At 52.8% G+C, this 21,699-nt stretch carries 14 protein-coding genes; 4 read left to right on the forward strand and 10 right to left on the reverse strand.

The annotated features are described in order from the left end of the window. Positions 1–204 precede the first annotated feature (204 nt). Positions 205–732: an NUDIX hydrolase gene (locus tag L1F29_RS18755; protein WP_258383583.1), complete on the reverse strand. Its 528-nt coding sequence runs from the start codon at positions 730–732 to the stop codon at positions 205–207. Between the two features lie 207 nt (positions 733–939). Between L1F29_RS18755 and L1F29_RS18760 the strand changes: the two genes are divergently transcribed. Then, positions 940–1,575 carry an iron-containing redox enzyme family protein gene (locus L1F29_RS18760; RefSeq protein ID WP_258383584.1) on the forward strand — a complete coding sequence of 212 codons (636 nt, stop codon included), beginning with the start codon at positions 940–942 and terminating at the stop codon, positions 1,573–1,575. Positions 1,576–1,604: 29 nt separating this feature from the next. Beyond that, positions 1,605–2,060: a hypothetical protein gene (locus tag L1F29_RS18765; protein WP_258383585.1), complete on the forward strand. Its 456-nt coding sequence runs from the start codon at positions 1,605–1,607 to the stop codon at positions 2,058–2,060. 177 nt (positions 2,061–2,237) lie between these two features. Here L1F29_RS18765 and L1F29_RS18770 read toward each other — a convergent pair whose 3' ends face one another. The 5 genes from L1F29_RS18770 to L1F29_RS18790 all read right to left on the reverse strand — a co-directional run bounded on the left by L1F29_RS18770 (position 2,238) and on the right by L1F29_RS18790 (position 13,760). Further along, positions 2,238–6,266 carry a hypothetical protein gene (locus L1F29_RS18770; protein WP_258383586.1) on the reverse strand — a complete coding sequence of 1,343 codons (4,029 nt, stop codon included), beginning with the start codon at positions 6,264–6,266 and terminating at the stop codon, positions 2,238–2,240. Between the two features lie 437 nt (positions 6,267–6,703). After that, positions 6,704–7,441, reverse strand: coding sequence for a pyruvate formate-lyase-activating protein (gene pflA, locus L1F29_RS18775; protein ID WP_258383587.1), 738 nt, complete (start codon positions 7,439–7,441; stop codon positions 6,704–6,706). Beyond that, positions 7,438–9,699: a formate C-acetyltransferase gene (gene pflB, locus L1F29_RS18780; protein ID WP_258383588.1), complete on the reverse strand. Its 2,262-nt coding sequence runs from the start codon at positions 9,697–9,699 to the stop codon at positions 7,438–7,440. The genes pflA and pflB overlap by 4 nt, the downstream gene beginning before the upstream one ends. Positions 9,700–9,980: 281 nt before the next feature. After that, positions 9,981–10,991 carry a glycoside hydrolase family protein gene (locus L1F29_RS18785; RefSeq protein WP_258383589.1) on the reverse strand — a complete coding sequence of 337 codons (1,011 nt, stop codon included), beginning with the start codon at positions 10,989–10,991 and terminating at the stop codon, positions 9,981–9,983. Between the two features lie 87 nt (positions 10,992–11,078). Then, positions 11,079–13,760 (reverse strand): alpha-L-rhamnosidase, encoded by a 2,682-nt coding sequence (locus L1F29_RS18790; RefSeq protein ID WP_258383590.1) that lies wholly within the window; start codon positions 13,758–13,760, stop codon positions 11,079–11,081. Between the two features lie 117 nt (positions 13,761–13,877). Here L1F29_RS18790 and L1F29_RS18795 point away from each other — a divergent pair, with 117 nt between their 5' ends. Further along, positions 13,878–14,786 carry an AraC family transcriptional regulator gene (locus L1F29_RS18795; protein WP_258383591.1) on the forward strand — a complete coding sequence of 303 codons (909 nt, stop codon included), beginning with the start codon at positions 13,878–13,880 and terminating at the stop codon, positions 14,784–14,786. A 158-nt stretch (positions 14,787–14,944) separates the two neighbouring features. Here L1F29_RS18795 and L1F29_RS18800 read toward each other — a convergent pair whose 3' ends face one another. From L1F29_RS18800 to L1F29_RS18810, 3 genes are all read right to left on the reverse strand, one after another. Continuing rightward, the gene (locus tag L1F29_RS18800; RefSeq protein ID WP_258383592.1) at positions 14,945–17,608 is read right to left on the reverse strand and encodes a glucosidase family protein; all 2,664 of its coding nucleotides are present in this window, start codon (positions 17,606–17,608) and stop codon (positions 14,945–14,947) included. 27 nt (positions 17,609–17,635) lie between these two features. Next, positions 17,636–18,334, reverse strand: coding sequence for a PIG-L deacetylase family protein (locus tag L1F29_RS18805; RefSeq protein ID WP_258389734.1), 699 nt, complete (start codon positions 18,332–18,334; stop codon positions 17,636–17,638). 127 nt (positions 18,335–18,461) lie between these two features. Continuing rightward, positions 18,462–19,712 (reverse strand): sensor histidine kinase, encoded by a 1,251-nt coding sequence (locus tag L1F29_RS18810; protein WP_258383593.1) that lies wholly within the window; start codon positions 19,710–19,712, stop codon positions 18,462–18,464. A 122-nt stretch (positions 19,713–19,834) separates the two neighbouring features. On the opposite strand from L1F29_RS18810, the gene L1F29_RS18815 reads away from it, so the two are divergent. Then, on the forward strand, positions 19,835–20,587 hold the full coding sequence (locus tag L1F29_RS18815) for a response regulator transcription factor (RefSeq protein WP_258383594.1): 753 nt from the start codon (positions 19,835–19,837) through the stop codon (positions 20,585–20,587). Positions 20,588–20,592: 5 nt separating this feature from the next. Here L1F29_RS18815 and L1F29_RS18820 read toward each other — a convergent pair whose 3' ends face one another. Further along, entirely contained in the window at positions 20,593–21,657 is a 1,065-nt protein-coding gene (locus L1F29_RS18820; RefSeq protein ID WP_258383595.1) for a DUF6786 family protein, read from the reverse strand. Positions 21,658–21,699 lie beyond the last annotated feature (42 nt).

Genomic DNA, 21,699 nt, shown 5'->3' on the forward strand with positions numbered 1-21,699 from the left:
CCTCATGGACCCCGAAACCGGTTGCATGTCGTACATGTCACGGTATCGCAATAAATATCGTGCCGAGTCAGCAGTTCTTGACTGTGCGACAGGAGTCAATCGTCAGCCGCATGTCGAAGGATAATCGAATCGAATTGAAGCCTTCCTTTTAGTTTATTACATTAATAATAAGCATCATTAATCATTGATTCACTGTCGTTTCCCTTAAACCGCCATTCTAATCTCGTGAACGAGCCGATATAATTCTGCAAGGTCCAGTCGGTTAATTTGTTCAAATCTGCGAACCGCTTCATGAATTGTGACGACCTCCACGGTAACGACCTTCTCTCCGTCTGGCGGATTCAACGGATCGCCTGTTATGGTAACTTCGCCGTAGCCGACAAGCCGGATAAAGGACGGGTGTGGAATGTGCGGCAAATAGGGCCGGTCCGCCTTAGAGCTGCATCTGAAATGCCCGATGATCGTGTAGGACTTCAAATCCGCCCCAAGCTCTTCCCGTATTTCTCTGCGCAATGCGTCGAGATAAGCTTCGTTCGGCTTCAACGTCCCTCCCGCAAGCTCCCAAGCCCCGGTATCCAGCTTCATCATCACATACCGATCCCCTACAGTAGGAATCATGCTGATATTGCTGATTAACGTTTCATTCGATACTTGCTCTAACGTAAATTGTGAAGTGATGACTCCCCAATTCATTGGACCAGCCAACACTGGAAATTCGCTTAATTGCACCATTCTATCTCACTCCCCCTCAATAACTAAATATTACCAAACGTCTATTTTCCTGTAAATAAACTCCCTTTATAGGAGCAGTCCAATAAGTGATCTCATATCCTATAACAAACCATATATTTGTATGTTTTTTGAAAACTTTATATTTAGTATTCATTTCCATTCAAAAACAGCCGATAAATTATTGAATATATATTTAGGAGTGATTACGTGGCTTTGGCAGATTCTCAAGTTGTCGTGGAGAGCATTGACTCCATTATCCAATCCGAACTGAAACGCGTCAAAAATGAAAATCCGTTCTTCCTTCACTTCCCGCAGGAGAAAGACCCTTCTTACTTTGTTTGGTGCAATAATCTCTATCACTTGTCCAAACATTTTGGCGAGCTGCTTAAGCTAAGATGGGAACGGTTCCCCGATGTCGATCACGAATTATTCTCCAGCCATTATGAGGAAGAGAAAGACCATGCGGAGATGCTTCGCAAATGGATGATCGATATCGGCCTTGACGACCCTGAGCTGCACCCTGCTAATTACGAAACCGAACATTTCATATCCCTGCAATACCGCGCTGTTACAGCCATGGATGAGAACCTGTCCTTGCTCATTATCAACAGCACAAGCGAAGGCTTCGCGCATGCGGTCTATTTGCACGCTTATGCGATTCTGCAGAAAACCGGCTTTACGGATCTCGAATATTGGGCGATCCATTGCGAAGCCGACGAAGAGCATAGCGACGTCTACCATCTGATTCAAGGCATGAGCGAGAAACAGCTGGAAGAAGCCAAGCATTTGGTCCAATATACGTGCAATACGCTTGATGTCATGCTGGCTTCCTGGTTCAAATAATCCAATCATGATGTAAGGAGATTTTATCAATGAGCGTCGATTTAAAAAACAAGTTTATTTCCCACATGGACAACAACACCCAGGTATTCTCCTGGCAGGTACATGAGAACCTGACAGCGGAAGAAGCCAAAGCCGCCGCTGACATCATTATTTCGACGGTTCAGTCGAATTCGAAGACGACGAAAGTAAATCTGCTTGTCGACAACCGCTTCATGGAGCGCAATGGCCGGTCTGTCGTATTTACGCCGGATGTAAACGCAATATGGGAAGAAGCACAGCGTACCGTATTTCCTTATGTGGCGAAGATCGCCGTTCTATGCAGCGGAACGCTGATGAAGATGCAGATGGACCGGATCTCCCGCAATTCGAATATTATGGATATTAACAAATGCTTCTGGAACGATAATGATCAGATTATGCTGCAGGAAGCGTTCGATTTTCTCGGTATAAGCTCGAATGATCTCGTTAAACCCAAGCAAGGCTAATACGGCAATAAAATGAATTTACCTGAAAACGGCCATCTATTTGGTCGTTTTCGTTATGCTAACCTCCTCCATCCCCTCGATTCCTGTCATCCCTGCTCCGCGGTTCAAAAAAAAAAGAGCCCCGAAGCCAACATGCACTTCGTGACCCTGCATTCATTATACGATTGTTCCACCTTATTAATAATGAATCTTGACCTCATCCTTGATGGAGTGCTTCACTTTGAGGGTCAGATAGCCGGTTGCCGTATCGTACGACCATCCTGACGCAGCCCCAACCAAATTCGTATGCTCCCCCTGCTGCACCCCGTTAATCGTCACCTTGCGCGGTTTATCCCGCTGCGTTACGAGTACGTAAGTTGTTTCTCCCTCTGGATAAGTCAGATCAAACTTAACGAGATTGTTCGTAGAAGACGGACCGACATTGCTTACCTGGGCAAGCGATGAGATCCGCGCCGGCTTGCACTTCCCGCTCGAACATGAAGCAGTGAGGGTCGTCGTAAAATCCGGCTCCGGTCCTTGCCCTTCAAGAGCCTGCTCCAGGAACACGTTCTTGAGCAATGCCTCCGGATTGATCATCACGTCATCCGAGCGCTCGTTCGTCAGCAGCTCCCAGAAGTCCGGATATCCGCCCAGATGCGGCTCGCCGGCGTCCGCTTCTTGCATCTCTTCTGCACTGGATAGTATACCCGAGGCGATATCGCGCCATGGAAGCGAATCGTCATAGCGTGACAGCTCGAAGAGCGCATAGGAGTACACAAGACCGTTCCATTGTACCGGTACCCCGAACCACGGCCTCACGTAGGCAGTTGATCCGAAAACGGGAATCGTTGCATATGGCGAGAACGATAACCCGGGAATCTCCCACGCATAGATGAACGGGAAGCCGGTACGGGCCCATTTGACGGCTTCTTCTACATACTGATCGTCTTTCGTCCATTTGTACGCTTCCAAGTAAGCGCCGACAGCTCTGCCCGCTGCGAGAATATCGGGCGTATGCACAGGCACTTCCCATGTTTGAGCGGCACGCGGCACATCCCCCATCGTCTGCATGGCGGCGATGCCATTCAATCCGGCCTCGGCGGCTGCCTCATCGCCAGTCATATTTGCGTAGCGCAATAGCGTTTGCGAATGCTGAGCCGTAAAGCCGAATTGCTTCTCACCATCGACGCCAAGCGGTCTGCCGCTGGAATTCGGGTTGTTCTTGAACAACCATGCTCCGGATGAATCCTGCGCGTTCATGAGCGATTGGATCGTCCCTTTCAAGCCTTGCAGCGATTCGTTCATATACCCAAGGTAGAAAGGCGACTGCCATTGCGGAATGTGACCGTCCGGCGCACCGAGAACCGATTTTTTCGGAATATCGCTCATCACGTCCTGAATGCGGGCTTCCGCTTCCGGACGCTTCGCTGCGTCATACATGCCAAGCTGGCGCAGCAGCACATTGTTGGACGGGAATTTCGCGGGTCCCCAGCCCGGACCGTCGACGTGACGCCATCCTTTGGCCGAAGCAACCCAGAACGTATTCAGATAAGCTTCCAGGCCAAGGTCGATTTCCTTCTCAAAATCGTGACCGGCAGCCTCTTCCGGCCAACCGTAGGAGTCCAAATACAAGTTGACGGCTTCGAGTACGCTGTCGCCTTCAGCCGCCGCGATGACCGCCTTGAGACTCAGCGGTCGGTTCGCCTCCAATGGATAAGGATCGGTCGCCAGTTCTTTATTCTCCTTCACGAAGGTGGGTACAGACAGTGCGGATAAGCCGAGTACATGATTATTCTGATTCTCCACGAAATTCGGCGAAGCGAACTTCGCTGCAGGCAGCGAATGCTCGCCATCCCACTTCTGGTTCGGATCCCACATGAGGCTGACAACGTTATCTCCGCTGCGGACAGCCATAAGCGGCATCGTTATTTTGTAAGGATGCGGCACCAACCGATTCGAATGGGGCGGGTTCGAATCGAGCTCGCTCGATGAAGACTCATCGTCGACCAGCCATTCCAGCCCCGGGAACAGCGCTTCGTCCTTGGCGCTTCCGAAGCTTCCTTGGCCGACAGTAAGAACAGGACCGGACATGTTTAGCAGGTCGGCGGCGGTATTGGCGCTTACCTGCTGATCCACTTCGATCCCCTTGCCATCGTCACCCAGCCCAAACGCGAACGAATGCGTCCATTGGCGTCCGGAACTGTCTGCCGCTGTTCCGCTCAATGTCAAGGAAGCGTGGTCTGAAGCGCTGCCAATCTCCGCGTGGTCGGGATAGAAGCCAACGGATTCAATTGCGCCATTCGACTGCTTCACTGTCGCATATGCAAACGGTTGTGCGGATGCCATCAGATTCCATTGTCCATTGGCCCATGTATAGACCAGATATTGCCCATAGCCAAACGAATCACGCGGAAATACAACACGGACAAGGCCATTCTCCAGCACGGCATTCCCCGTTGCCTCCTCAAGGCTTGCTTGCGCGTCCGTTAAGCGCTGAGGATTGACGGCCGGAGCCTCGGCCAGAACGGGCAGCGGAAGCGATTTGCTGCCCGTCAGACCCGCGGCGGACATCTTCACGTTAACCGCGTACCCTCCCGATGTTACGCCGCGTACCTTCCATGTCACCGGCTCTCTTGCACGCAGCGCCAGGTCTCCAAGGGACACCTGCGCATCGCCATCGATCAGCTGCAGGCCTTCAGGCAGCTCGATTGCCACGTTGGCATTCGGCAATATCTTGCCGCCGGAATTAAACACTTCGGCCGTGATCACTGCCTCTTCGCCTATGCCGACGGAAGGCTGCGAACGCTTCATCTCGAATTGCACGGCAGCGGGACTTTCTTCAAAGTACAAATAATCGATGGACCAATTGGCATGCAGCGCATTGCCTTCGAGGTCAAGACGCAGCGATTGAACGCGGCCGGTCCACAAGGGAAGCTCAGTTAATGGCACTCTGTATTCATGCATCTGTCCATCGGCAGCGATCGGGAAGCTGATCTTCCGATCCTCCGAGAATCCGGGCTGTGCGCTCGTACCATAGAACAGCATGACGGAATTTCCGGCAGTCGCGCTCAACCGGATTACCATCGTTCCGTCACGCTCGCCGATAATCCCGTCCAATCCGTTCGCAGCCATATACGGATCGTTATCCGTTACAGTGGTGGATAGCTTACCGCCTGCCGCAGTCAGCGGAGTTAACGAGTGGGCTGCTTCCCAGCCCTGCGTAAAGCCATCCACATTCCAGTCGAAACGGGTTGAGATGCCTGTTGGCAGCCGCAAATAATCGATCTCCCAGCTTGCTCCGCTCAGTGCGCTGCCCTGCAAGCTAAGCCGAAGTTCGCCCACTGTTCCGGACCAAAGCGGATGCGGCCACAAATCGATCGTATAGTCGTGGAATTGCCCATCCGCGATAATCGGCACCGCCAGCTTGCGGTCTTCGGAGAATTGCGGCGCCGATGACTCGTCCGTCGCGAAATACAGGGCAACGCTTTCGCCAGCAGTTGCCTTCATACGCAGCTTCGCGCTGCCCATATCGGCTGCCGGCGTATTCAAGGCCGGTGAAAGCATGGACGGCTGTTCGCCCGTTATCGTCGCGGTAATGGCATTCGTTCCCGGTGTCAGCACAGAAATATCGCGATCTGCTGCCCATCCGTTGTCCGAGTTGTTAAATTCGAAGCCGAAAGTCGATTCCTGCACGAACCGCACATAATCGATGCTTACATCCGCCGGGAAGCTGGTCGGCGGCTCCAGATCGAGTCGGAATGACTGGACGACGCCGCTCCATAACGAGTGGGAACCGACCTTAACCCGGTATTCGTGGTATTCGCCGTCGGGTATGATGCCGATCGACATGTTTTTGTCCGCAGATAGCCCCGGTGACAAGTCGGTGTCGAAGAAGACGCCTAATCCGCTGCCATTGTTCGATTTGGCGCGGATCACCATCACATGACCGGGGTCTGCTCGCAGGTTAAGCGGAGAAGGTCCGAACCAGTACGGATCGAATCCGTCCGTGCTGATATGGAGAGCACCGCCGGATACCGCTACGGAACCGATTCCGTTGCCGGATGCCGCCCACCCTTCGCTGTCTCCGTCGGTGTTGAACTCATAGGCGAGCTGGACCGAGTCCACAGCGTTCGCGTAGGGTAGCGTGAGTGGGAAGCATGTGACTAGCAGGGTCAGTAGAAGGAATACAATGAATGGCTTCGATTGTCTTCTTCCGCTTGTAAGCACTTACAAAACACCTCCGAATAATAGAATTGAACCGCAAGCTTCCTAACTTAGACCTTAAATGAAGCGTCTTAAGCTCTCGATTACAATGTCACCTCCCTTCATAAGGATGGTTTATGCTCGTCGTGCTGCCTCAGCCTCCCTACCTCTATAATAGACTCACGGCATTCGTCTTGGCTTGAGTCGCAAGGATTTTTCTTCCGCCATCAATCGAGCTTTCCGCTTACTTAAGGCCAAATCCCGCACACAGACGACGGCGTTCGCGTACAGGAGAATTAGAACAAGATCTGACCACCCGCCAAACTTGGTCTCAAACCTGACTTTCAACAATAAGCTGTTCGGGGAAAATGAATTTATACCGCAGCCGCGCTTGTCAGATCGCAATAAAAAACCTCCGAACCCTTGACTTCTTCAAGGCATTCGGAGGTTGACAGCATCTTCTATTCCTGGGCGTGAACGCTTTTCCGCCCTTCTTCAATTAAATAAACAGCACGCTCAATCTCTTTGTCCGTAGGCTCCGGACAGCCTTCCAGCAAGTATTCGCGTCCGAGCTCCTGCCATTTGTAGACGCCCATTCTGTGATACGGCAGCACCTCAACCTTCTCCACACCGCGCAGTTTCCCGATAAACCGTCCCAGCCCGCGAAGCTCGTCCATGGAGTCGGTCCAGCCGGGTACGAGTACGCGGCGGATCCACATCGCTTTGCCTATCGCGGATAAATGCTCCGCAAAACGAAGTATTTTGTCATTCGGCTGGGTTGTCAGCTCCCGGTGGGCTTCCCGGTTCATCATTTTCAGATCGAGCAAGACGAGATCGGTATGCCGCAGCAGCTCCTCCGCGAAGGCCGGGTCGCAAAAGCCGGAGCTGTCCAGTGCGGTGTGCAGTCCCCAGCGTTCCTTGACAGCGGCGAACAGCTTCGCGACGAACGGCGCCTGCAGGGAAGGCTCCCCTCCCGATACGGTAATGCCGCCGCCGGAGAGGCGGTAGAAATCGACATACGGCTCAATCTCAGCCAGAATATCCTCTACCTCCACGCGGCGGCCCGACTCGTTATCCCACGAGTCCGGGTTATGACAGTACCGGCAGCGCAGCGCGCAGCCTTGCATGAATAACACGAAGCGGATCCCCGGCCCATCGAGCGTTCCGAACGTTTCGAGCGAATGAATGCGGCCGGTCATACCGCACCGTGGAACGTACGATTGATCACGTCGAGCTGCTGCTCGCGGGTCAGCTTAATAAAGTTGACGGCATAGCCGGATACGCGGATCGTCAGCTGCGGATAGTTCTCCGGATGCTCCATCGCGTCAAGCAGCTGCTCGCGGTTGAAGACGTTCACGTTCAGATGATGCCCGCCTAGAGATGCGTATCCGTCAAGCAGCGATACGAGATTGAGTGCACGGACGCCTTCTTCCCTGCCGAGCGCCTTCGGTACGATCGAGAAGGTGTTCGAGATGCCGTCCAGGCTGCAGGCGTACGGCAGCTTCGCTACCGAAGCGAGCGATGCCAGCGCTCCCTTGCGGTCCCGGCCATGCATCGGATTCGCGCCTGGCGCAAACGGCTGGCCGGCTTGACGCCCGTCTGGCGTCGTACCCGTTTTTTTGCCGTATACGACGTTAGAGGTGATCGTCAGGACAGACATTGTCGGCACCGCATTGCGGTACGGTTTATGCTTGTTCAGCTTGTGCATGAACGATTCGACAAGATCGACCGCGATTTTGTCGACCCGTTCGTCGTTATTCCCGTATTGCGGATAATCGCCTTCAATCTCAAAATCGACTGCGATTCCTTTCTCGTTGCGGATTGGCTTTACTTTCGCATAACGGATCGCGCTTAGCGAATCTGCCACGACCGACAAGCCGGCGATCCCGCAAGCCATCGTGCGGACGATATCGCGGTCGTGCAGCGCCATCTCGAGACGTTCGTAGCAGTATTTATCATGCATGTAATGGATGACGTTTAACGTATTCATATACAGCTTCGCCAGCCATTCCAGGACGGCGTCGTACGCCTTCGACACCTCTTCGTAATCGAGAATGTCCGCATCGATCGCCTTCATAGCAGGACCGACCTGAGTGCCGTGTACCTCGTCCACGCCACCGTTAATGGCGTACAGCAATGCCTTGGCCAAGTTTGCACGGGCACCGAAGAACTGCATCTGCTTCCCGATGCGCATCGCCGATACGCAGCATGCTATGCCATAATCGTCCCCGTAATACGGACGCATCAGCTCGTCGTTCTCGTATTGGATAGAGCTGGTCTCGATCGATACTTTGGCGCAATAAGCCTTGAACTTATCCGGCAGGCTGGGCGACCAGAGTACCGTCAGATTCGGTTCCGGCGACGGACCCAAATTGTAGAGCGTGTGCAGGAAGCGGAACGAATTCTTCGTTACGCGCGGCTCGCCCGTTAGCGACATGCCCCCGATCGATTCGGTCACCCATGTCGGATCACCGCTGAACAGCTCGTTATAGTCGGGCGTGCGCAGAAATTTCACAATACGCAGCTTCATGACGAAGTGATCAACGATCTCCTGGGCTTCCTGTTCGGTCAGAATGCCTTCTTTCATGTCCCGCTCGAAATAAATATCCAGGAAGCTCGATACGCGTCCGAGACTCATAGCCGCGCCGTTCTGCTCCTTGATCGCCCCGAGATAGGCAAAGTACAGCCATTGTACAGCTTCGCGCGCCGTTGCAGCCGGGAGAGAAATATCGCTGCCGTATGCAGCCGCCATCCGCTTCAGTTCGCTTAAGCTGCGGATTTGTTCCGACAGTTCTTCCCTTAGACGGATGACGTCTTCGGACATGAGCTCCGCTTCCAGTGCGGCCAGCTCCTCTTTCTTGTCCGCAATGAGCCGGTCCGCTCCATACAGCGCAACCCGGCGGTAATCGCCGATAATGCGGCCGCGGCCGTAAGCGTCGGGCAGGCCGGTGATGATCCCTGCTTTGCGCGCTGCCTTCATCTCGGACGTATACGCATCGAACACGCCCTGGTTATGCGTCTTGCGAATATCGGTAAACAGCCGGATCATCTCTTCCGGCAGCTTGAACCCGTATGCTTCGCAAGCATCCGCCACCATGCGGATTCCGCCGAACGGCTGTACCGAACGCTTGAACGGCTCATCTGTTTGAACGCCGACAATCTTTTCCTTATCTTGATCCAGGTAGCCCGGACCGTGCGATACGATCGTCGAGACGGTATCGACGTCCACATCGAGAACGCCGCCATTAGCCCGCTCCGCGTGGGTGAGCTCCATAATCTTCGCCCACAGTGCCGTCGTATTTCCGGTTGGTCCGGCAAGGAAGGCTTCGTCCCCGTAATAGGGGGTCAGGTTCGTATCAATAAAGTTTTTAACATCGATCTTCGTTTGCCAGTTACCCGAACGGAATTCCCGCCATGCTTCGTTCATTTGCGTTTGCTCTGACTTTGTTTCGATCATGCCAGTTCCCTCCATTTCTTTACTGCCTACCTCGAGTATAGGCGTTTCGGATCGTTTCCGGCGTGACCTATCTCACACTCCAATACTGACTTCTGTTTCAATTTTGTGAAAAAAAGTACATGATTCAATTAATATAGTGAACATCCAGCCTATTCGTCTTGAACAAATCGGAAATATACCTATCCATCGTAAGAATGCGGTTGAACCATTCAAAAAGCCTTGTTCCCATCCATTGTGGGAACAAGGCTTTATCTAGCACGTCATGCGTTGCATGATAAGGATCAGGCCAACGACTCGCTGGCTGCCAGCGTTATGCAGCGAAATTCGCCGTTATTGTTTGATGGGTCTCCCTCTCGATAAGGTCGGCATGCACAATAATAATGATAGAGGACGCCATCTCTTAGCAAAACAGCCGGTTTATGGGCATGAATCTCATCAAGCTCGCCTGGAGCGCCATGCCGGATAATCGGCTCTTCATGCTTCGACCAATGGAGCAGATCATCGGAGAACGCAATCCCCTCCTGCGCATGACGGCCGTTGTAGCCGAAATAATACATGACCCAACGGTTTCCGTCATGAACGACGAACGGATCGCTGGCGAATAAGCTGTCCCAGCCTCCGCTTCCGGACACCTGCAGAACAGGGCTGCCTTCGTATCGTTCCCAATGGATCAGGTCCGTAGACGTTGCGAGTCCGGTTTGCTCGGTCCAGGCCTGTCCTTCCGGCCGATGGTTCTTCGCGTTATAGAACAAGTAGAACCGGTCGTCATGCTCGATTAGGCAGCCTTTGTACAACCCGCCCTCTTCCCAGCCATTACCGTCAAATGGCGAGAGAACCGGCTCAGCGGAGCGGTTCCACTGCAGCAGATTGTCATCCTCCGTCCACGCGATTCCGATCTGTCCGGGTCCGTTCTCGTAGCCTTCTCCAGGATAGGAATGATAAACCATCCAATACTTGCCCCGCCATTTCTTGAGCAGCGGCGGTTGATCCAGCCTGTCTTCCTTAAGCAGCCAGTTGCCGGCAGCATTGGCGGAATCCCATGCGCTTCCCCGCTCTCGTTCGAGAATAAGGCCATGGAAGGACCAGTCCGTCAGATTATCGCTTACCGCCAGAGCGGTTTGATACCCGATCCCGTCAAAGCCGACATACATCATGAAATAACGCCCCTGGTGTTCGAAGACGAACGGGCAGTCGACGGCCTTCTCATCGAAGCTTCCCGGCAAGCCGGAACCGGAAATGACCGGTCTTCCCAGCTTGAATTCACTTAATAGACTCGCGATCCCTGCAGTCACAGTTATTCACCTCTCCACTTCATAAAATGTAAGCCAATGAAAGAATGAAGCTCCATGTATACAGCTACATCTTACTATATATTCCAATTAAACAGATAGCTGAAACGAAAAATGATAGGTTCCTGACTGAAGCTCTACGACCATCGACTTATCGACAGTCTTGCAGCCCACGACTCCATCTGTAGAGTTGGCGGAATGGCCACTCTCCCAAATTACCGCTGCCCCTTCCGTGACTTTCGATGGATTCGTTCCCTCGGGCAGGTCAAGTACGAATTGCGCCGACATGCCGGCAGGAATTCGCAGCTCCACCTGGATGCCCGTTCGATCCTGCTTGTCCCAACGGGCATACACCTCGCCCCGTTCGGTCGGTACCGCTGCCTCTGCGAACGAGAGACGGTCCGGCATATAAGGGCGAATGCGCACGGCTTCGAATCCTGGGGCTGCTGCTTGAATGCCAACGATATATTCCTGCATCATGCGTGCGGGATATCCATTCCAGGCATGACAGTGCGATTCGATATCGTCCCAGCCTTCCCACATCGTCTTCGCGCCTTGGGCGATCATATGACCCCAGCCGGGATATTCCTCGCGCCGGATTAATCCATACGCGGTTTCGGAGCGCCCATTCTCGAACAACAGACGCAGCAGCGGCAGCGAAAGAACGGTCTTGGCTTCCCATGTCTTACCCGCTACATAAGCGAGCACATCGTCACGATCCGCATCCGGTATGAGCCCGGCTAGAAGCGCAAGCGCTCCAACGCCTTGATGCGTCGCCTCCGACCCGGAGCTATCCCGCAGTCGCTTCAGCTTAGCATCGTATAGATGCTCGAGAATGCTGCTTCGCAGCTTCTCGGCTTTCGCGCGGTAAGCATCGCTTTCCTCGTCACGTCCGATCAGCTTGGCTGATTCCGCCGTAATACGCAAAGCCTGCCATGCTTTGATCTGCTGAACCGTCAAGAACTCGCCCGCATGGTCCACGGTCGGATACGGCCAGTCGCTAATATGCCAGCCCTTCCCGATCGGTATCAAGCCGGTGTCCGAATCTGCCGTATTCATAAAGTAGTCGATCATGCCGCGAAGCGGACCATAGTACTTCTCCAGCAGTCGCATGTCGCCGGATTGGTTGTAAAGCTTCCATAGCAAGGTGGCAAAATGCAGATCCCACTCCGGTATTTGAATAAAGAAATCCGGATGATCGTAATTGGATGGGAATACGAACGGGAACGTCCCGTCGTCGAGCTGACCGTCCGCAAAATCGCACAACGTCTTCTCCAGGATCGGAAGCGCATTAAAGTTATATAGAAGCGTCTCCGCCTGAAGATCGGTATCGGCCAAATATTGGGCTTGCTCGCGATGCGGGCAATCGACGGTTTGCCCGAGCGTATTATTCTTCTGCGTCTGGATCGATGCTTCGTACATCTTGTTAAGCAAATCATCGGAGCAGCGAAACCGGCCGCCCTTCACCATATCGGTATGAGCGGAATGAATGACAATATCCATCCCCGGCTCGATCGGTCCCGGATACCCGGTTATCTCGACATACCTGAACGCTTTATACGAAATATCCGGACTCCAGCTCTCCACGCCATTTCCCGTCAAGGTGTATTGGTCGTAATAATGGCTGGATTTTTCGTTGCACACGTTATGCTTAACACGCCCCTCTTCGTTCAGATCCTCCGAATAACGCATGCGCACGGTTATGCCAGGTTCTCCCTGCAAGCTGAAGCTAGGCCAACCGGAAACGATTTTGCCGGTGTCGAAGACATGAACGGGTAAACCGTCTTCCATTAATGAAGGAACCGTCTCGATTCGCAGCGGGACGATAACTTCTTCCACGGCACCTTCCGGAATTTGCTGCCACTTCATCGGCCATTCCGTTTTGCCTATTTTGGCAATAACCGCGCGCTTGCATTGCCCGGAATCGAACCCTGGAAGAAGCCATGCCGGATCCAACTTTCGGGCATCGTAATCTTCGATTGCGGACATGCGCCGGTTTTGTTGATAGGGCGTTCCTGTCCGGTGCGGGATTTCCCGAAGGGTTTGCCACGTCGAATCGGATTTGACCAGCTTATTCGATCCATCGGTATAGGTAATGTGAAGCTGCAGCCGAAAGCCCGGGAGCCCATTCACATAATTCTGGCCATCGCCGCCGAGGTAATGGGCAACAGCCGCGATACAATTCTCCCCAGTCTGCAGTTGATCGGTGACATCATAGGCCAAATAGTACTTGCGCTTCCTAATCTCCGTTGGTGCCGGTGAACCGAATCCGCCTACTCGGCTGCCATTGACATGGAGCTGGACGGTATGATGCGCAGACATGAACAGTTTGGCCTGCGCGATCGTCTTGTTCAAGCTGAAATCTTTTCGGAAGTAGGCGAAATCGTTCACCTGCACCCGGCGAGAGCGCCAAATCCACTCCGCCTTCCAATCGCCTTCGTACAAGCCCGTCTCCCAGAAGCTTGGCGCCGATTCCGCATATTCGCCTTCCGCATCCCACACGCCCGCCTTCCACCAATAACGGATGCAGCCTTCTAATGGCGGACCCGCATAATCGATATGAAGATCGCCTCCGGTCTTCTTCTCGCTCTGCCATAGAATCGCACTCCCCTCTTCCAGGTCGGCCTTGGACAAGGCCACCCACACCTGAGAGGCCGCGGGCATTCCCATTCGCTTCCCGCTCTCCAGCATCCAGGAAAGTCTGGGATTCTGCTCATCCAGTCCCATTGGCTCGACTATTCCATTCACTTGCAGTTTGGTGATCGTCAGCATATGCATCCTCCAGTAATCGTCTTTTTTCTAGCATAATACGGCATTAATTGTCGTAGAAAGGGGGGCATATGTTATATTTATAGGTACATTACATCCTTCATAAGGACGGATACAACCATGAGTACGAACCTCTTTAGACTGGAAGGCGAATATTACTGGCAAACGAATCTGCAGCTTAGCGTGACGAGAGAGCGGGAGCGCTTCTTCCTGCCGCTTCACGTCCATGATTTTATCGAAATTAATTATGTCGCGGAAGGCAAAGGCCATCATTATATCGGAGAAGAGCGCCTCTCGATCGAACAGAAGGATCTGTTCATTATTCCGGTCGGCACTCCCCATGTCTACCGCCCCGTCTCAACGGATGATAAGGATGAGCTGATCGTATACAATTGCTTGTTCGGACCGGATATGCTGACCAGGCTGCAGCGTGCTTACCCGTTGCCGGACGATATTCATTACCTGCTGTCCGGTGAAGGCCGGCCGTATTTGCGCCTTACGGATTCCGGGGGCGAAGTCAGACGCATCATGGAAGGATTGCATAAAGAATATATGCTTCGCCAGCCGGGTTACGAGTCGTTCATGTGCGCTCACTTGACACATCTGCTGCTTACGCTGTATCGGCTCCACCATCTGGAGAGTCCATCGGCTTCCGCTTATTCCGAAATTGGAATCGTACTGGATTATGTCGATGCGCACTTCGCCGAGCCGTTGACTTTGAAGGAGCTGGCCGCTTTAATCCCGGTCAGTGTCAGCCACCTCCAGCGGCTATTTAAGACGGCGACCGGTCAGCCCTTTACCGAATATCTGCAAAATTTGCGTATCGAGAAGAGCTGCAGCATGCTGCTGCAAACCGGCTTTAGCATAGCGGAAATTGCCGGCCGCGTCGGCTATCGGGATATTAAGTTTTTCCATGCCTTATTCAAGAAGAAGACGGGCATGTCGCCGAACCGGTACCGGAAGCGGTCGCAATCGGCAGCGCTGTCATCAGCTCTGAAGGATACACTCTCGTTCCAAGCGGAGCATTAAAACAAGCAGGGGGTCGCTCCTACTCGGAGGCGGCCCCCTGCCTGTTCGTTATTATTTAATCACATTAATCTATTATGCAGCTCCTAATATTCCGACCTTGTTAGTCATAAGTTTACATAATATTAATTATGTTATTTTTAGGTGGATGATTAATGCCATTAATAATGCAAAATGACCTCGAACTGACCTTCGAACGACTCTATCAGCACCGCTTCTTTCTCAGGAATATACAAGCCGCCCGTCACGCCGACCGGTATTGCGCCTTCCGGGTGAGGCAGCCGGAGCAGAACTGAGTTCGGCTTACGGTCCGTCATACAGTGGAACGATGCCTTAATCACATCTTCGGACAGATTCGATTCGACCTTCAAGCGAGTCGGGCCGAAATACGTGTGTGCACCCTCCCAAGCGATGACAGAGCCATCCTTCATCCACGCACGCGGTATGCCGGGAAGCAAGTTGAGCAAGCTTCCTTCTTCCATGTACAGCATCCACCGGGTCTGCATAAGGAACCAGCCCTCTTCGTGCGTCTTATGCGGGCTTGCATGCCAATAATGCTCCCAGAACGTATAGGTTTCCCGGTCGGCAAGTCCGGCGAAGCCGTTATAATAAGTTTTTAGGAAAGGCTTCACTTCTCCGCGCTTCAGGTGTACCCACGGATGAATGCTGTAATACGGCTGACTTAATGCTACATTTCGTACGCACATCAGCTCGGAATGATAATTTAGCATCCAGGACGCCGAAGCTTCGTCCGCCCCGACTACCTCCTGCAGAACGAGATAAAGCGGTCCAAGCAAGGAATCTCTTGCCGTGGCGGCACCATGAGTCAGCCATTTGCCCGTCTTGGTATGCAGCGATAACGGACCGCGGTCTTCCACCCATGGCGGAGCCGTTGGAACCCAGCTTCCATCGCCGATCGGTACGACTGGGGAAAGCGCGACCGCGCGTTCGAAGGCTTCACGGATATCGATCCGAAAAGCTTCTGCCTCTTCTTGGATCACGGCGGATGCTTCCGGATCCGTCGTGATCAGGAGCTCTGATAACCGCGACAAGCCGATATAGGCGTATCCATTAAGCATGAAGGAATGATACGGATCTTCCGGATCGGCAGTCTTGCCTTCAAGCATCCCATACCCTTTGCCCCGCAGCGCCTCCGTTTGATTCCGCTCCCTCCACGCCATAATATAATCCTTCGCTTTGAGCAGATTAGGCTTTACCCGGACAACCCATTCATCATCCCGCGTATAGCGGTAATGCTCCCCTATGCTCCACAGCGCGGCGCCCGTCTCCAGCATGTATTCGTTAAAATTTTGTATAAAGCCGTCTTCATGCTGTTTGTCCAGGAAAAATTGCAGAGAGCGCTCGGCCAAGTCATTCCAGCCCATCGAATCCATGAACTGGACTATCGGCGAGCTTTCCGAGCCAATGGCCGTGTATACGCCGATAGCCGGCAGGACCGTGCCGCTTGGCTCTTCGCCGAAAGCCACGACATCCAAGTGGAGCAGTCCCGCGTTGATCATCTCCTCAATGCGGCGTTCGGGCAGCGTGAATTTCGCGGCTGCCGACAGCTTCTTCTGCCAGAACCGCCGGCACTCCTCGATTCTGGCTTCGAAGGATTGCTTGCTTAATTGGGCGGCCCGTTCCGGGGAGATTGGACTATGCGGAAGATACATATCGAACACAACCGATTCGCCCGGCTTTAACAATATTGCCGTTTCCTCGCGTTCAAGCGCTTTTCCGTTCATTAGCGTGACATTGAACACGCGGCTATCGGAATAGTGCGAGAATCCGGTTGTGCCATCGAATGTATAATGATTGTCATTGTTCATTACGAATGCGTTCGGGACGGCATTCTTAAACCATGCATAGCGCGGAACCTGACCGTTATTGGTCGCCTTGGCACGCAGATACAATACCGTTTCTTCATTTCGCTCGAGCTCATTTTGACGAATCAACATCTCCTCGCGCTGCTTCTTCTGCTCCTCCGTCAACATATGGCCATGACCAAAACCATCGGCAACGAGATAATTCGTGCCGCGGAGAGTCTGCTCGTTCAATGGGCTGTACTCATAGGAGGTGAATGTTGTCATCTCGTAGACAATGTCGTCTTCATCAATTCGACCGTGGAGAATCGGCAGTACGCCGTCCTCAAGCCGGCGTGTGACAGGCTCCGTACAGCCAATGCCGCGGCCAAGCAGAAACCGGTAGCGGACAGAGCGATTGTCATTCTCGGGAATCGCGTGCTCCATGCCGAATTTCTTGGGTTGAATCCAATCCCACAAGAGGTCTTCCCCGCCTACTCCGCGCAGCCCAACGGCAAACATCCGGACATCCCGCGACAGGCCGAGCCATGTTTGACAGGACAAGTTCTTCGTATGGGCTGCCGCAATCTCATAGCTCTCTTCGGGCTCGGATTCGATTCTCGCAAGGGTCGTCAGCAGCCCTTTCGCACGAATCTCTGCTTCAATTTCCGCATAGGTTCTCCGATCATCGCCTGTCGTAACGATAACACCGTAATCCGCGATGTAGATCGGATAATCGGCATCGACATCCTGAAGGCGGAACGTGAACGGATGAACGGTAGAATCTACCGTCACCAGGACCGGCTCCCCTCCAACTGCACTGACGTTCTCAAAGCTTACGAGCATCTTGCAGTTGGTATCGTCGCCTTCTCTTCCTGAAACAGAAACCGCGAACAACGCCCCTTTAGAGCCCGTCTCCATGCTGCCAGCTGCAGACTCCAGCCTAGTTATCGTTCCGGCTGATACTTCGATTCGCCCTTCAACAGCATCCTTATTCCACAACAGCTGAACGGATTGAATCATGTTCAACCTCCCCTTCCCTCCTCGTTATTATGGCAGCAGTGTGCCTGTTACTCCGCGCGGCCAGGCTTTGGCTCGAATGAACCCCTCCGCGTAGCGGACTCCCGCTTGAAAACCGCGATACTGCGAGCTTATGGTCATCATTTCATCCATTGTTACGCCATATTGATCGGATAACCAATCGGATACCTGGCTCTTGTGTTCGGCTAACATACGGCGTTTCACGTCAATCGTGCTCGTTATGTCCACATACTCCTCTGGCAGGAAACCTACCCCAGCCACACTATCCGCGAAGTAGACGACCGGAATTTTGTCGCAGGGCGGCTCTTCCGTCTTAATGTTAGGCACGGTGGTCATAATTGCGACGTCGTTCACAATTTGTCCGGTCAGCGTATGATCCGGGTTGTAGAGATCCCCGGGCCAGTGGGTCAGAATGACATCCGGCCGGCATTTGCGGATCGCGTTAATGATCGCAAGCCTGGTTTCCTCGCGGTCGAACAGAAATTCGTCGGGAAAACCAAGCCAGATCATTTCCGCTCCGATTAAATCCGCTGCCCTCCTTGCTTCTTCACGGCGAATGGCCGCGATCTCACGCTTGGGCAAGGTCGGGTGTCCGACTTCCCCGTTCGTCGTGATGACGATAAACACATCGTCGCCGCGCTCCGCATACTTCGCGAGCGTCCCGCCCATCAATATTTCCGCATCATCCGGATGTGCGCAGCAAGCCATCACTCTCAATGCCATAACCCCTTTACTGTTTGCTGGTTCGATTATAGCACCGGGCTGTCTGCCGCACACCTGAGAAAAGAAACCGCTTTCCATAAAATCCGAACATAGCCGGCCGCCATTAGCGCCCTTACCCTCTCGCCGTTATCGGGAATGCGATGATGACCTTGGTTCCCTGTCCTTCCCTGGATCGGAATCTAAGCTCATAATGTCCTTCGAAGTAATAATCCAGCCGTTTGCGGATCATGGCGATACCCGATAATCGCTTGGCATGCTCTCCTCCTTCTTCGTTCAATTCCAGCAGGATCTGTTCGTCCATGCCGACACCGGTATCTTCGATCTCGATGACTCCTTTATCCTCCATTGAATAGATGCTTATGCCAAGTCCACACGGCCCTTCCTTAGGCTCGATGCCATGTTTGATCGCATTCTCGATTAGAATTTGCAGCGTCAGGCTCGGCAGGAGCGCTGACTTCATCCGTTCGTCGCGAAGATCCACAGCGAAACTCAATCGGTCCTCGAAGCGCAATACTTGCAGCTGCATATACGAATCCAGCTGTGACAACTCTTCCTCGATCGTAACAAGCGGACGGTAGGATTTGACGATATAACGCAGCATGCGCGATAAGTGATTGACGGTTGCATATGTCTGCGATGCATTCTCCAGAAGCGCTTGACCGGAGATTAAATTCAGAATATTGAACAAGAAATGAGGATGAAGCTTCGCCTGAATCACCTTCATCTCCGTTTCGAGCAGCAGCGACCGCCACTCCGCTTCCTTCCGCTTCGACTCGTTCTCTTCCAGGCTCTTCACGATATATTCAACGAGCAGACTCATGAATTCGGTCGTCGCCTTCAGCTTTTCTTCGGTAATGACCGGCACTTGCCGGATCGCTTCAATTAGCGCTTCTTTATTCAGGCCAAGGCTTTCGACTCGTCTCAGAATGTCCGTAATCATGTCATCTGTCGGATGCTCCAGCAGTACTTGTCCGGTAATAAACGCGCCCATTCCATGTTTGCGGAAATGGATCGGAACCGCGCTGTCGTATAAGCCTGCGTGACACTTGCAGACGACAGACGTTTCCTTGGCAATCGAATAAGCGGTAACACGCTCATCGGAACGCAAACAGCGCCGCTCTCCTTCCGGGACGGACTGAACGAGCCGGCAGAAGGCAGGGGAGCGGTCCTCGAATTTATCCGTAATGGCGACACCCTTCGGATCAAGTATGTTGCCATTCATGCCAGTCGCCGTCATGAACGTCTTCTGCAGCTTCGTGAACAATCCAAGATCGAAGTAAGCCCGGATATCGCTTTCTCCTCCCTCCGCCTCGCTCTGATCGAACTGTTCCTCCGTCCATTCCCGAATCCAATCCTCTCTCATGGGGTTCGCCTCGTTTCATATCTTCATACTTTACTTGTTTAAAATAAGAGTGATTCTGAAGCACAAGATGAGATATAGTTAGTTTAATTCACATCTCTCCCCCTTGGAAAGGAGTTTCGATTGTGCTGCTGAGCATTCTGATCGCCGACGACGAGCCGATTGAATTGAAGGTATTGAATAAAATCGTGAACGACAGCGGATTGCCGGCCGTCATTGTGGATGGAGCTCGTTCTGGAACCGAAGCGCTGGAACGGGCAGACCGCTATTTGCCCGATCTCATCTTCATGGATATCCGCATGCCGGGCATGAACGGCCTGGATGTCGCCGCCCACATCAAACAGAAGCGGCCCGATACGGTCATTGCGATCGTTACGGCCTACGATGAATTCCAATATGCGAAACGTGCCATCGATATTCATGTCGATTACCTTATGGTCAAGCCAATAGAGCCTGCAGAGGTCGAACGCATTATTACCGAAACGATAGCAAGCAAAAGCATGAATAAGGATGTCCCCTCCGCGCCTGGGATCAGCTTGAATCGTGCTCAGCTTGCCCGGGATATCGCCCTGCTGCTGCATCTTTACTATGCCGAGCCGGTCACATTATCCTGGCTGGAGCAGAAGATGAAGGTCAGCCATCAATATTTAAGCCGTACATTCAAGGAAGCTTATAATTTGACCATTATGAGTTATTTGACGCAATTTCGCATGAAGCTGGCACTCAAGCTGCTCGCCGATCCCGATTTAAGCATCGCAATCGTCGCCGAACGTGTCGGCATACCTGACGCCAGCTATTTCGGACAATTGTTCAAACAAGCCCAAGGCGTAACCCCCTCGCAATTCCGCAATCAGTTAACGAAAAATAATAGGATCTAAGGAGGCTATTTCCTCGGCGGGAGGAGCAGCAAGTCGGCAATCTTCCGGATCTGTTCCTCATCTCCTGCATAGCACCAAACCTGGCTCACATCCGCAAGCGCTTGTTCAGAGGATTCCATCAGTGGCGTATGGTATTCAATCTCGCCAAAATAACCTAATGCCCCATCGTCGTTATAGCATTGAACGCAATGTCCCCATTCCTCCTGCCGATGAAGGGGCACATCCCCATAATGCTTAGCAGGATCGGCATGAAAATTACGGATGAGCAAGTAACAATTCCTGTCAGCCGCTGTTCGCATATACCCGATTCGTCCTGTCGTATCTCCCGCACGGATTGAAATTTTACGTTTGCACCGGGCATCAATCTGACATGTGATCCGATTCTCATGGACGAGAACGCCTGTCTGATCCTGATCCTCAAAGAAGGGGGTCGCTTCTGCTGTACCGTACGTCGGTAGGATCGCTTCGCCATCAGCCGGGACTTGCATCAAATTCCATAACGATATCGGGGGATGCTTGACCGATGCAATCTTCATATTCTCATCTACAGTCCGTATTATTTCAGCTTCAACCTCGTAGCCGACAAAAGTATAGTGAAGCTGGCTATCCACTCCATCCCGCTTCAATGGATCGGGTGCCAGCCGGATCCGTTTGGTCATTTCGAAAGCAGTATCATAATGGGATCGATAAGCGGGAATGACAACAGATTGTTTTGCCTCTATTTCGCCAGGCATGATGATATCAGCCTTGTAGCGCCCTGGATCCAATGCCTCAGGAATAAGGAATACTGCTTTCTCTGGATCATAGAAATACTCCACTTCCGGACTGACGAGCGTCCGGTCACCGCCTATATTCCAGTTATGCGTCATGGTCGCAACGTCAGCGAAGCTCCCAAGCCGGGCAAGCTCCGGTCTGACCCAAACGGCATTCTCCGCAGCCGCATACGGATAAACGCCGATCACGCGACATCCGCGCTCCAATACCATTATCGCCCCGCCCTCTGCCGTTGTCAGCTCCGCGTATTTCCAACCCAGCCGTTCACATATTTCGCTCAAGTCATTCCGATTCATTCGTTCTCCTCCTCGCATGATGAAGCGATTATATACCGGCTT

Source organism: Paenibacillus spongiae, assembly GCF_024734895.1.
Classification (GTDB): Bacteria; Bacillota; Bacilli; order Paenibacillales; family Paenibacillaceae; genus Paenibacillus_Z; species Paenibacillus_Z spongiae.